This is a genomic window from Alishewanella longhuensis (assembly GCF_014653435.1).
Taxonomy (GTDB): domain Bacteria; phylum Pseudomonadota; class Gammaproteobacteria; order Enterobacterales; family Alteromonadaceae; genus Alishewanella; species Alishewanella longhuensis.
In genome coordinates, this window is sequence record NZ_BNAO01000004.1 from 169,428 (window position 1) to 182,109 (window position 12,682).

The 12,682-nt window shown below is 45.9% G+C and carries 10 protein-coding genes; all 10 read left to right on the forward strand.

Annotation, left to right across the window (positions count from 1 at the left end; all coding sequences use genetic code 11):
- Nucleotides 1-75: 75 nt before the first annotated feature.
- The 10 genes from IE163_RS09855 (at nucleotide 76) to IE163_RS09900 (ending at nucleotide 12,641) form a co-directional block, all read left to right on the forward strand.
- Nucleotides 76-1,542 (forward strand): sigma-54 dependent transcriptional regulator, encoded by a 1,467-nt coding sequence (locus IE163_RS09855; protein ID WP_189432742.1) that lies wholly within the window; start codon nucleotides 76-78, stop codon nucleotides 1,540-1,542.
- 119 nt (nucleotides 1,543-1,661) lie between these two features.
- Nucleotides 1,662-2,810, forward strand: a complete 1,149-nt coding sequence (locus tag IE163_RS09860) for a sensor histidine kinase (RefSeq protein WP_189432744.1) — start codon at nucleotides 1,662-1,664, stop codon at nucleotides 2,808-2,810.
- On the forward strand, nucleotides 2,803-4,182 hold the full coding sequence (locus IE163_RS09865; protein ID WP_189432746.1) for a sigma-54-dependent transcriptional regulator: 1,380 nt from the start codon (nucleotides 2,803-2,805) through the stop codon (nucleotides 4,180-4,182). Before IE163_RS09860 ends, IE163_RS09865 begins: the two co-directional genes overlap by 8 nt.
- Nucleotides 4,183-4,374: 192 nt before the next feature.
- A complete protein-coding gene (fliE, locus tag IE163_RS09870; RefSeq protein ID WP_189432748.1) occupies nucleotides 4,375-4,713 on the forward strand; it encodes a flagellar hook-basal body complex protein FliE in 339 nt (112 codons plus the stop codon).
- Between the two features lie 32 nt (nucleotides 4,714-4,745).
- Nucleotides 4,746-6,449, forward strand: coding sequence for a flagellar basal-body MS-ring/collar protein FliF (gene fliF, locus IE163_RS09875; RefSeq protein ID WP_189432750.1), 1,704 nt, complete (start codon nucleotides 4,746-4,748; stop codon nucleotides 6,447-6,449).
- The gene (fliG, locus tag IE163_RS09880) at nucleotides 6,442-7,473 is read left to right on the forward strand and encodes a flagellar motor switch protein FliG (RefSeq protein WP_189432752.1); all 1,032 of its coding nucleotides are present in this window, start codon (nucleotides 6,442-6,444) and stop codon (nucleotides 7,471-7,473) included. Before fliF ends, fliG begins: the two co-directional genes overlap by 8 nt.
- Before the next feature lie 14 nt (nucleotides 7,474-7,487).
- Complete coding sequence (fliH, locus tag IE163_RS09885) at nucleotides 7,488-8,294, forward strand: flagellar assembly protein FliH (protein WP_189432754.1); 807 nt, start codon at nucleotides 7,488-7,490, stop codon at nucleotides 8,292-8,294.
- A gap of 39 nt (nucleotides 8,295-8,333) precedes the next feature.
- Nucleotides 8,334-9,680, forward strand: coding sequence for a flagellar protein export ATPase FliI (gene fliI, locus IE163_RS09890; RefSeq protein ID WP_189432998.1), 1,347 nt, complete (start codon nucleotides 8,334-8,336; stop codon nucleotides 9,678-9,680).
- Nucleotides 9,677-10,135: a flagellar export protein FliJ gene (gene fliJ, locus IE163_RS09895; RefSeq protein ID WP_189432756.1), complete on the forward strand. Its 459-nt coding sequence runs from the start codon at nucleotides 9,677-9,679 to the stop codon at nucleotides 10,133-10,135. The genes fliI and fliJ overlap by 4 nt, the downstream gene beginning before the upstream one ends.
- 103 nt (nucleotides 10,136-10,238) lie before the next feature.
- A complete protein-coding gene (locus tag IE163_RS09900) occupies nucleotides 10,239-12,641 on the forward strand; it encodes a flagellar hook-length control protein FliK (protein WP_189432758.1) in 2,403 nt (800 codons plus the stop codon).
- The last annotated feature ends 41 nt before the right edge of the window (nucleotides 12,642-12,682 follow it).

Below are 12,682 nucleotides of genomic sequence, written 5' to 3' on the forward strand. Positions count from 1 at the left end.
AAATAGCGGTTTACCTTGCAAGGTTGCTTGCAGCTTGTACAATAAAAACAAATAACACTAATAAATTGTGCGCTGATGTCAGATATCCCCAATCTTTATATTTTTGATTTGCAGTCCAATCGTGCTGAGCGCTTGTCTACAGTCTTTAGTTTTATCGGTGAGACTCACCAGCAATTAGATGCTGATGTGGTTAAAGATAAATTACAACTTTATCCTGAATCTGTCGTAGTGCTTGGTGCTACCGCATCACTGGAGCCAGCTGCGCTGATCAGACAATTTCCTGCCTGTGCTTTTATAGTGATTGGCGACAGTTTGGCGTTTTTGCTGGAACATGCCAATGTCATTGGGGTGCTTAGCGAGCCTTTTGCCTATGCCAGCTTAACGCAATTATTGCGCGATGCGCAGCAGTATCACCGCTTATTACCAACGCATAAAATCCAGGACAGCCAGCTCAAATTTGATGGTATGGTTGGGCAAACCCCAGCCATGCAAAAAATCCGGTTTTTAATTCAGCAAGTAGCCAAAACCGAAGCCAATGTGCTGGTGTTAGGGCCATCGGGTACGGGTAAAGAGGTGGTTGCGCGCAATATCCATTTACTGTCCAACCGTGCCAGTGGTCCCTTTGTACCGATTAACTGCGGTGCCATTCCGGCAGAGTTATTAGAAAGTGAGCTATTTGGTCATGAAAAAGGCGCTTTTACCGGCGCTATTTCTACCCGCAAAGGTCGCTTTGAATTAGCGCAAGGCGGTACACTGTTTTTGGATGAAATTGGCGACATGCCACAACCTATGCAGGTAAAGTTGCTTAGGGTGTTGCAAGAACGTATTTTTGAACGAGTAGGGGGCACCCAGATCCTGAAAGCCGATGTACGTATTATTGCGGCCACCCACCGTGATTTAGAAAGCATGATTACGGAAGGTGGTTTTCGGGAAGACTTATACTATCGATTAAACGTCTTCCCCATTGAAACACCTGCACTGAGTGAGCGTACGGATGATTTACCATTATTGATTAATGAACTACTGACCCGCCAATATCAGTCGCATCAAGCAAGGGTGAAGTTTACCGAGCGCGCTTTAGAAAGCCTTAAGTTACACAACTGGCCAGGTAATGTGCGTGAACTGAGTAACCTGTTAGAGCGCATGGTGATTATGTATCCTGATCAAACTGTGGACATTGCTGAGCTGCCTAAAAAGTATCAGCATTTGGAGGTTGACAGTTATCAACCTGTTTATCCGGAAGCCTTGCAAGAGCGTGATTTACTAAACTCCTTGTTTCAAACGGAAGAAGCTGACGAGCAGGCTGAAATGCAGGTTACCTTTGCGACGGTATCTGCCGAGAGTGTCAGTTACCTAGCACAAGATCTGCCGCACGACGGCTTGGATTTAAAAGAATTCCTAGCAGAATTGGAGATCCGTTTTATTTCGCAGGCGCTGGAGCGACATGATTATATCGTTGCCAGAGCGGCAGAGATATTAGGGCTACGCCGTACGACACTGGTAGAGAAAATGCGCAAGTACAACTTAGGCAAAGAAGAATAAAAAATAACATTGTCAGATTTTTGACTTTTTAATTTTTTGATAATCATATAGATAGTCATGGCACGCTCCCTGCATTGTAACCGCTTATTGTTGCTGTAATACAATTGTGGAGCGCTATCATGTCGGTAAATTTCGCTAAAGTACATTATGATGATAATCATACGGGTACGGCGTTACCTTGGTTAGCTGCCCCTGCAGTGAGTAATGGCACCAATCAGCCAGGCCTACATCATATTATCCAGTCTTTACCCTCTGCCGTTATTTTGCTCGATAGCCGTGGTCTTGTCGCTGAGGCAAATCAGGTTGCGATCGATATGCTGGGTGAGCCATTACAAGGCCAACGCTGGCTGGATGTGATAAATCGTTGCTTCAGACCGCGTATCGACGATGGCTTAGAAGTGTCGCTAGCAGACGGCCGTCGGGTTAAAATTGCCATTAGCACGCTGGCGCCACAAGCCGGGCAGTTAATTGTGTTAACTGATCTTACCGAAACGCGTGAGCTGCAGCATCGTCTTAGTCATTTGCAGCGTCTTTCTACCCTGGGTAAGATGATGGCAACTTTAGCCCACCAGATCCGCACGCCACTATCTTCTGCTTTGCTCTATGCAGAAAACCTTAGCAGTCCAAAATTAACTGCCGTTGCCCGTGAGCAATTTCAGCAGAAACTGATTGCCAGGTTAAATGACTTAGAGCAACAGGTTAACGATATGCTGTTATTTGCTCGCTCAGGTACCGCGCAAGCAGTAAACACGCTAAGTTTGCAGCAGCTTTGTGATGATTTGAAAAATCGTAGTGAAGCACTGATCGAACAGCATGGGGCACAACTTTATATTAAACTGACGCAACCTGAGGTTTTACTGCTAGGAAATCAAACCAGCTTAGTTGAAGCACTGCTAAACTTACTACAAAATAGTTTGCAAGCCTCAGCTGTTGGCGCAAAAATTTACCTGACACAGCAAGTCGATCGTGAGCGGGTCGTTTTACAATTCAGCGATAATGGCCCAGGCATTCCAGTCGAAATACAGCCACACATCTTTGAACCTTTTTTCAGCCGTAAGGCAGGAGGTAGTGGTTTAGGGTTAGCGGTTGTACAAGCCGTTATTCACAGTCACCAGGGCGTAGTCCGCTATATCGACAATCATCAGAATACCCTTGCACAAAAAGGTGCCTGTTTTGAAATTGTTTTACCTGTGCACCAACAATTATCCACGCCAAATAATGGTAAACCAATGTTGCCGCCAGTTATCGAGGAGTTAGCGCATGTCTGATATCCGGATTTTAATTGTTGAGGACGATGCAGGCTTACGCGAGGCCTTAACGGACACGCTGCTATTGGCAAATTATCTGGTAAGCGCTGCTGCCAGTGCTGAAGAAGCGCTGCTGCTACTTAAAAAGCAACGGGTGCAGTTAGTTATTAGTGATGTGCAAATGGGTTCTGTTTCCGGACTTACGTTGCTAAAAACACTACGCGAACAACATCCAGCGCTACCGGTATTAATGATGACAGCTTATGCTAACGTCCAGGATGCGGTTGAGGCTATTCGGCTAGGGGCTATTGATTATCTGTCAAAACCCTTCTCTCCCGAGGTTTTGGTAACAACAGTGAGTCGTTATGTGGTGCCTGAGGAAGGGCCGAAGTTTGTGCCTATCGCTGAAGCTGCAGAGAGTAAAGCCTTGCTTGTGCTAGCAGCAAGGGTTGCACAGTCAGATGCCAGTGTGATGATTCTCGGGCCCAGTGGTTCAGGTAAGGAGGTATTAGCCCGGTATATCCATCTGCAATCGTCCAGGGCGAGTGCGTCTTTTGTAGCGATAAACTGCGCAGCTATCCCAGACAATATGTTGGAATCAACGTTATTTGGATATGAAAAGGGCGCCTTTACCGGTGCTATAGCCGCCTGTCCAGGGAAATTCGAACAAGCTCAGGGGGGGACTCTACTGTTAGATGAAATCAGTGAGATGCCGCTTAACTTGCAGGCTAAATTGTTAAGAGTACTCCAGGAGCGAGAGGTCGAGCGTTTAGGTGGGCGTAAAACTATCAAGTTGGACGTCCGCATTTTAGCAACGAGCAATCGTGATTTACGTCAAGCTGTCACTGCCGGTATTTTCCGCGAGGATCTTTACTACCGGTTAAATGTATTTCCACTGCGCTGGCCGGCACTGGCAGAACGTAGCGCTGATATCGTGCCTTTAGCTCAACATTTACTGCAGCGGCACTGTGTGCAACAACAACGGGGTGTTGTAAGGCTAAGTGCGGCAGCCGCGGCAAGGCTAAGCTTACATTCCTGGCCTGGTAATGTGCGGGAGCTTGATAATGTGATACAACGAGCATTAATTTTACAACCCGGTAATGAGATTGGGCTCGACGATATCTTGGTCGAGGCTGAGCCACTGCCTGTTACTGGCAATATTGTAACAGGCCGTGTTGCCGCAGAGCTTACATTGACAGCCGATGCTGCAGCTCAGGGGACTACCGATTTTAAAGCGGAGATCCATGAGCAAGAGCATAAACTTATCCTGGCAACGATGCAGGCTTGCGCTTTTAAACGAAAAGACGTGGCACAAAAACTCGGTATTAGCGATCGCACCCTGCGTTATAAGTTAGCGCGGATGCGCGAGTCGGGTATTGAAATGCCTGCCTGATGCTACTTTTTACAGTGCTTCCTATTTAGCTTTCTGTTTTACCCTACTTTTAATTGGCTTTTGGCGCAAACCTTAAGCCTAATTCCCTGTTTTTACTATTTTAAATATTAATTTAAAAATTTAAATTTGTTGGCATAACTTCTGCTTTAGCCTAGCTAGTGTTTTAGACAGCAATTTTTTGACAGGTGTATTATGGAAATCAAAGGTCAGGCGTTATATGCCCAAATGCAGGCGATGGCAGGTCAGGCCCGGGCTTTGCCTATCGAAGCTGATGCCAATATGGCCGTTAAAGCCGTTAATAACAGTCAGTCTGATTTTTCCACCTTATTTAAAAATGCGCTGGGGTCAGTTAATGATATGCAACAACACGCCAGTTCGCTGAGAAACGCCGTTGAGCTGGGCGATCCTAAAGTATCACTCGCTCAAGCGATGATCGCTTCACAAAAATCCTCTTTAGCCTTCGAAGCCACAGTGCAGGTTCGCAATAAAGTGGTTGAAGCTTACAAAGAAATTATGTCGATGCCGGTTTAACTTAAAGCCGTAGCCTGAGCAGGAGAAGTAAAGTGGCAGAGAATCAATCTACAGAGTTGGCTTTAACCAACACCGATTTTAATAATGAAGCCCCAACAGAAAACAAGAGTGGGCTCTTAAATGCGTTTGGCGGTGGTGGTGATTTAATCCGGCAAATTACACTGGTCGTGGCGCTGACGATTTGTTTGGCAATAGCCATCCTGATTATTCTGTGGGCTAGGGCACCGGAAATGCGGCCACTCGGCACTTACAATACCCAAGAGTTAATTCAAACACTGGATCATTTAGACTTACAAAAAATTAAGTATAAATTAGAAGGGAACGTTATTCTTGTGCCTGAAAATACCTTGCAAGATGTGCGTTTAAGTTTATCTCGCGCCGGGTTAAATCAGGAGCCTTCATTAGGTACCGAATTTTTACTGCAAGATAGCGGTTTTGGTGTTAGTCAACGTTTAGAGATGGAGCGCTTAAAGCATAGCCGCGAACAACAATTAGCTCGAACTATAGAAGAACTGCAAAGCATTGCCAGAGCCAGGGTATTATTGGCCATTCCGAAAGAAAACGTTTTTGCCCGGCAACAAGCGTTACCCTCTGCAACGGTATTAGTCACAGCGCGTGGCGGTAGAGTGATTCGGGATAGTGAGGTTGATGCTATTGTTGATTTAGTTGCCTCTGCCGTGCAGGGGCTAGAGCCAAGCCGGGTAACTGTTACCGATCAAAGCGGGCGCCTGTTAAACAGTGGCTCACAAGACGGTTCTGCAGCGCGTAATCGTCGCGAGTTAGAGATCCAGCGCAGTAGGGAGGATGAATATCGTCAAAAGGTTGACTCGATTTTAATGCCGGTATTAGGGATGGGGAATTACACGGCACAAGTAGACTTAATGATGGACTTTACTGCTGTTGAGCAAACACAAAAAAGGTTTAATCCTGATTTGCCAGCTATTCGTAGTGAAATGGTTATTGAAGAAAGCAGTGTCGGCGGCAGCAGTGGTGGTGTTCCTGGGGCATTATCAAACCAACCGCCAATGCCTTCATCGATTCCTGAGCAAGCGACTGGCGCGAGTGCTCAAGCTGTTGTGCCAGGTCGGAACCATCGGGAAGCGACCCGTAATTTTGAGTTAGACACGACGATCAGCCATACTAGTCAACAAAGTGGCGTGATTCGCCGTTTGAGCGTATCAGTGGCAGTTGATTACCGTCCTGGTAACATAGGTGAAGATGGTATAGCGGTACCAACACCCCGAGCGCAGGCAGAACTAGAGAATATTCGCCGTTTATTACAAGGTGGCGTAGGCTTCGATGCCCAGCGTGGTGATACTATTGAAGTTATTTCGGTGCCCTTTGTTCGCGAACAGCTTGAAATGGAAATTGCGATACCTTTTTATCAGCAAGATTGGTTTTTACAAGTTGTTAAGTTGGTGATGGGCGGTTTAGTTATCATTGTGTTGCTTTGGGGTATAGTGCGGCCTATGCTGAAAAAGCTGATGAACCCAGCTGAAACCGTTGATGCTTACAATGAGCACGCTTTAACCCAAGGCTTAGATTTAGGTGATGACGACGATTTAGGGATGAGTCAATTTGACGAAAAATCAGTTGGTTTCTCAGCAGATGGTACCCTAATGTTACCAGACTTACATGGTGACGAAGATTTGTTAAGAGCGGTGCGTGCCTTGGTGGCGAACGAGCCGGAACTATCCTCCTTAGTAGTGAAAAATTGGTTGGCTGAAGATGAGTGAGAACAAAGAGGTTAAAACCTTCGATATCAGCAAGCTTGATGGTGTAGAAAAAGCGGCCATTTTGCTACTAAGCTTATCAGAAGAAGACGCGGCCCAGATTTTAAAGCACTTAGAGCCAAAGCAAGTGCAGCGGGTTGGTATGGCGATGGCGCAAACAACGGATTTGAACCAGGCTAAGATCGCGGCGGTGCATCGTCGTTTTATTGAGCAAATACAGAATTTCAGCACCATCGGTTTCCAAAGTGAAGAATTTATCAAGCGCGCTTTAACGGCGGCTTTGGGCGAAGAGAAAGCCGCTAATCTGATAGATCAAATTGTGCTTGGCGGGGGAGCCCGAGGCTTAGACTCATTGAAGTGGATGGATTCGAAACAAGTTGCCAATATTATTCGCAACGAGCACCCGCAAATCCAAACAATTGTATTGTCTTATTTGGAACCGGAGCAATCAGCAGAAATCTTGTCACAATTCTCTGAGAAAGTCCGCTTAGACTTAACAATGCGAATTGCCAATTTAGAAGAAGTGCAACCTGCAGCCTTACAAGAATTAAATGAGATCATGGAGAAACAATTTGCAGGTCAAGCCGGTGCGCAAACCGCGAAAATGGGTGGCTTAAAAGCGGCTGCGGATATCTTAAACTATCTGGATACCAACCTTGAAGGTCAGTTGATGGATTCTATCCGCGAACACGATGAAGAAATGGCTCAACAAATTCAGGATCTGATGTTTGTATTTGAAAATCTGATTGATGTAGACGATCGTGGTATTCAGACTGTTCTGCGTGAAGTACAACAAGACATCTTAATGAAAGCTCTGAAAGGCACTGATGAAAACTTAAAAGAAAAAATTCTTAAAAATATGTCTAAACGAGCCGCCGAATTGTTGCAAGATGATTTAGAAGCCATGGGACCAGTGCGGATCAGTGAAGTGGAAGCTGCACAAAAGGAAATTTTGTCTATTGCCAGACGGCTTTCTGATGCAGGTGAAATTATGCTGGGTGGCGGTGGTGGTGAAGAGTTTGTTTAATAGTCAGGTGAAAAATGAGCACTGATGCATTTCGCTACAAGAAACCGTTTTCACCTGATGCAGAGGTTACTGAAGCGATAGAGGCCTGGCAAACACTGGATTTATCAGCTGATACAGAACTTCAGGCCGGCCAAACTAATGCGCTCAATTTACGCCGCCCGCCCCAGGTAACAGCAGCCAGTGCAGAGAGCCTGGCTGAGCCAGAGTTTAAACCTCTGACGGCCGATGATATGGAGCAGTTGCGCCAAGCTGCTTACGATGAAGGGTTCGCGGAAGGTAAAGAAGAGGGCTTTGGTAAAGGTTATCAAGAAGGTCGCGAGCAAGGTTTGCTAGATGGCACTGCGCAAGGTATGGCAGAGGGTAAGAAACAGGCATTTTCAGATGTACAACCTGAGATTGAAGCTAAGCTATCGCAAGTGAGTCAACTGCTTGAGCAACTGCAGCAACCGTTGGCCGGCCTGAATAAACAGGTAGAGCTAGCGCTTACCGAATTGGCGTTAGCGATGGCAAAAGCGGTGATCGGTGTGGAAGTGAAAACTAATCCCACTATCGTTTTACAGGCATTACATGAGGCAACAGCTGCATTACCTCTGAATACAGAGCACATGCTAATTAAGTTACATCCTGACGATCTGACAGTAATTCGTGAACATTATTCTGACTCGGAGCTACAACAGCGACATTGGCAATTACGAGCTGAACCTTTAGTAGAGCGCGGTGGCTGTTTAGTCGAGTCAGAAAAATCCAGTGTTGACAGAAGTTTGACACAACGGCTGCAAAGCAGTCTGGAACACTTCCTGCATCAATCGATAGCAGAATAACCTCTCTCGGGCTACGTGAGTAGCCAACATAGGTAATGTATAGTGGATAGCGCTGCCTTAATAAACTTTGTTCAACAGCAACAGCAACATATTCATGCGAGTCGCCCCGCCGTTTCCGGCCGTTTGGTAAGAGTTGTCGGTTTGACGTTAGAAGCGACAGGCTGCAGCGCTGCTATTGGCCAGACCTGTTTTGTGGACAGTGCCCGTGGTCAAATTATGGCTGAGGTCGTAGGTTTTGCTCAAGATCGGGTGTTTTTAATGCCGCAAGATGATATTGATGGCGTGGTGCCTGGTGCGCGTGTTACGCCATTGTTGCAGAACAAAGGTGTTCCCCTCAGTATGGCGCTACTTGGCCGGGTTATCGATGGTATTGGCAAACCTTTAGATGGTAAGGGACCCGTTATCGCCACACAGTATGCTAGCGGTAAAGGCAGACCCATTAATCCGTTGCATCGTCGTGCCATTAAACAACCGCTTGATGTCGGTGTCCGCTCTATTAACGCTATTCTTACAGTAGGCAAAGGTCAGCGAATGGGGCTTTTCGCGGGTTCTGGTGTTGGTAAAAGCGTGTTACTAGGGATGATGACGCGCGGCACGGCGGCTGACGTTATTGTTGTGGGGCTAGTCGGTGAGCGTGGTCGTGAAGTTAAAGAATTTATTGATGAAATTCTGGGAGAAGAGGGTAAAGCGCGTTCCGTTGTGATTGCGGCCCCCGCGGATGTTTCTCCGCTAATGCGTTTAAAAGGTTGTGAAACTGCGGTGCAAGTAGCTGAGTATTTTCGGGATCAGGGCATGGATGTCTTGTTATTGATCGATTCAATTACCCGCTATGCGCAGGCGCAGCGTGAAATAGCTTTAGCGGTAGGTGAACCGCCTGCTACTAAAGGTTATCCACCTTCTGTGTTTGCTAAATTACCTGCTCTGGTGGAACGGGCAGGAAATGGTAGTGGTGCTCAGGGCTCAATTACCGCTTTTTACACCGTTTTATCTGAAGGTGATGATTTACAGGATCCGATTGCCGATGCATCGCGAGCCATTTTGGATGGTCACATAGTGTTATCACGTGATCTGGCCGATGCCGGCCACTTTCCCGCAGTAGATATAGAAAAATCGATTAGTCGTGTTATGCCAGCGGTTACCAGTGAAGCACATCAATTAATGGCTCGCAGTATTAAACAGCTTTATGCCAGTTATCAGCAAAGTAAAGATTTAATTGCTATAGGCGCATATGTACGAGGCAGCGATCCGCAGCTTGATTTGGCGATTGGTATGCTGCCACGGATAAATCAATTTTTACAACAAGGCATGAAAGAAATTGTGCCTTATGATGAATGCCTAACGTTGCTAAGTCAGTTAGCCCCTCAACCTAAGCGAGCCAATGCATGATTACAGAGCGTTTAGCATTATTAATCAAAGTGCAAAAAGAACGGGAAGAGAGCTTGCAAGCACAATTTGTGCGAGCGCAGCAACTCTATCTACAGGCAGAGCAAAAATATCAGGGTTTAGCCAACTATCGTACCGAGTATATTCAGCAAAGCTTACAACAAGGTTCAGTTGGTTTAGGTGGACGGCAATTTAATCAATACGTCAGTTTTATTAGCAAGTTAGATCAGGCTCTAACGCAACAAGGGCGAGTGGTGCAACAAAGCCGTAATGCTGCTGAGCAGCGACGGCAGAGTTGGTTAAAGATGCAAACTAAGCGCAAGGGGTTGGAGAAGTTGGTTGAGCAAGCGCAAGCTAAAACGCAGCTAATTGCCGACAGACAACAGCAAAAACTGGCGGATGAATATGCGTCGCAACGTTTTTACCAAAGGCAACAAATTGCTGAGCAAGGGGGATAGCATTGAGCTGTGGTTGCTAACATTACAACTGATTAAAAAGTGGCGCAGTTTTTGAATGCTAAATCGTAGATAAAGTACAAATTAGATGTAAGGCGGAGTAAAAATGACGCAAGGCTTACAGTTTTCCCTATTGTTTAATGGGCTAGATTCACACGCAACGGCTGATAGTGCTGTGGTTGTACCTGAGCGGCAAGCTATGGCTTACAGTGAGCAAGCTGTCGCTTTTAGCCAGGTATTAGAGGGTGAACAACAAAACAAAGCGCCGAACAAAGGGCAAACTGTTGCCGCATCTCAATCTTCGAAACATAGAGTGAGTAAAGAAGCCACTACTAATAATGCGCCTAATGTAAGCGCTGCTGAAGTACCTAAGACAGCCACGATACCTCGAGCCACAGGGGACTCCTCAGCCGAGCTTGCTGATGCTGCCGAAAGTTCGGCAGATCAATGGTTAGGATTAATTCGTCAAGCAAGTGACGCAAGTACGTTACTACGTCAAAAAGCCGAGCCCTCGACACTTTTACAAGCTGCAGGGTTTGTTACTAATGCTGCACAACTTGATAGAGTTAACGCAGGTTTCGATAATACATACTCAGAAATTACCCCAATGTTAACAGTAGAGCCAAGGTTGCTTGACAGCCATACATCAAGTGAGAAAGCTTTGCTTCTAGAATATGAAATACTTGTTTCGCCGAGAGAATCTATCCACGCTTTATTGTCCCCGCTTGATGTTGCTGATTCAGATGTGTTGCCCCCGCTTAAGTCTTCTGGTGTAGAAATACAATACAAGAATGAGTTGCTAGTTGAACCCAAAGAGGTTTCTACCTCTAAAATAAACCAGCAAGTTTTAGTGCCAGAGACGGAGTTAGTTTATATTAACAATCCTGAGAAAGTAATCAAAGGCATTGAAACTACAACAGTTATATCTAAAAGTACTTCAACTAACCGAGCGAGTCCGCTTACTAATCAGCCTGTCATGGATATTAATCAATCCTTCTTGGGCTCATCTAAAGTAAATCAGACAACAGCCATTGCTTTCGAAAAGGCACCAAGTGGTATTGAAAACACTAGTAATCAGCTAGCATCCTATGAACAACAGGCTAAGCAATCGGCTTCGATGGGACAACCGGTAACGTTGTCAGAAAACTCCTCGGGTATTGCTCAGATGACTGAAGCAAAATCAGACATGCTACTGGAAAATAAAAATGCAGCTTTAGCAAATGATCCTAAAGTCAAAGCCGCCGAATCTGAACTGACCAATAGTTATCTTAAAAAGACGCAAGAGAGTTCTGAAACATTATCCAGTGTAAAGACGCTGACTGACATAAACAGTACAACAGCATTAAAGTCGGGTATTGCCTCTGATAGTCATATGCAACGTAGTCCAGCTGCACCTGGTGACGTTGGCGAAAGAAAGAGCCCAACAAATTTGACCGACAATGCTATTGCTGCAGGTATTAAAATCTCGTTATCTAAGAGTAATGATCCAGAGTCCACTGGTTTACTGCAAGAAAGCGCGGCCAGTGGAGACGAACCGCCGTTAGATGCGTCTTTTATTGTAAATAATAACATCCAAAGTAAGTCACCTAAAGAGATGACTGCTGCAGCTCGGGCGACATCCAAATTGCAAGACGAAGCCGCAATACTTCGTGGTGTAAGTATAGAGCAGCAAGCAGAGCAAAAAAATGTGAGAAATTCGGATGAACATCAAGCAGAGCTTGCAGCCCTCGGCGGCGCGACTCACACCAACACTAATGCTAATAAGGCCGGCTCAAGCGCAGCGGAATATTCGGGAAGTGAAAGCAGCAAACAGAATATGATAAAAGCGACAGCTGATACCGCAGAGAAAGGATCACAGCCTGAACAGCAACATCAACAGCGCCAAGAGAACCGCCAGTATCATTTTAATCGGCTAGAAATAACGTTACAGCAAAGTAGTTCTCAAAATCCGACATTAACCCAGACTGCTACGCTTAATAACACGGCTGAAACCATTAATCCGTTGTACCGAGCTGAGCAATTTAGCAGCGTGTTAGAGCAGCTAAACCGGCCTCAAAGCCTTGCAACAGCGCCGAGCTTAGCGGCGCAGTTAAAGCAACTCAACTTACAACAACAAGACGCCGCGGGGCAATTGCGCGAGCGAGTGCAATTGATGGTTCGCCAAAATGTACAATTTGCTGAAATCCGGTTAGATCCTGCTGAACTTGGCCAGATGCAAATCAGGATCAACTTGCAGCAAGAGCAGGCGTCGGTGCAGTTTATCGTGCAGCAGCAGCATGCTAAAGAGTTGTTAGAGCAACAAATGCCTAGGCTAAGGGAATTGTTACAGCAACAGGGTATGCAATTGGGTGAGGGGCAGGTACAGCAACAAGCAAAAGATGATAGGCAATCGACGGGGCAGCAGTCAGGACAACAACAGCCTGGACAAGTAGCTGAACAAGAGGATTTGGGGCAAATGGCATCTATTCAGGTTAAACATAGCGATCGCTTGGTTGATTATTACGCTTAATTGCGCAATCTGCATGGGGCATTCTGCTTTTCGTTTACAAA

What these genes read in the sequence shown, in the direction of transcription:
- IE163_RS09855 (WP_189432742.1), top strand. Translation starts at nt 76, where the DNA reads ATGTCAGATATCCCCAATCTTTATATTTTTGATTTGCAGTCCAATCGT.
- IE163_RS09860 (WP_189432744.1), top strand. Translation starts at nt 1,662, where the DNA reads ATGTCGGTAAATTTCGCTAAAGTACATTATGATGATAATCATACGGGT.
- IE163_RS09865 (WP_189432746.1), top strand. Translation starts at nt 2,803, where the DNA reads ATGTCTGATATCCGGATTTTAATTGTTGAGGACGATGCAGGCTTACGC.
- fliE (WP_189432748.1), top strand. Translation starts at nt 4,375, where the DNA reads ATGGAAATCAAAGGTCAGGCGTTATATGCCCAAATGCAGGCGATGGCA.
- fliG (WP_189432752.1), top strand. Translation starts at nt 6,442, where the DNA reads ATGAGTGAGAACAAAGAGGTTAAAACCTTCGATATCAGCAAGCTTGAT.
- fliH (WP_189432754.1), top strand. Translation starts at nt 7,488, where the DNA reads ATGAGCACTGATGCATTTCGCTACAAGAAACCGTTTTCACCTGATGCA.
- fliJ (WP_189432756.1), top strand. Translation starts at nt 9,677, where the DNA reads ATGATTACAGAGCGTTTAGCATTATTAATCAAAGTGCAAAAAGAACGG.
- IE163_RS09900 (WP_189432758.1), top strand. Translation starts at nt 10,239, where the DNA reads ATGACGCAAGGCTTACAGTTTTCCCTATTGTTTAATGGGCTAGATTCA.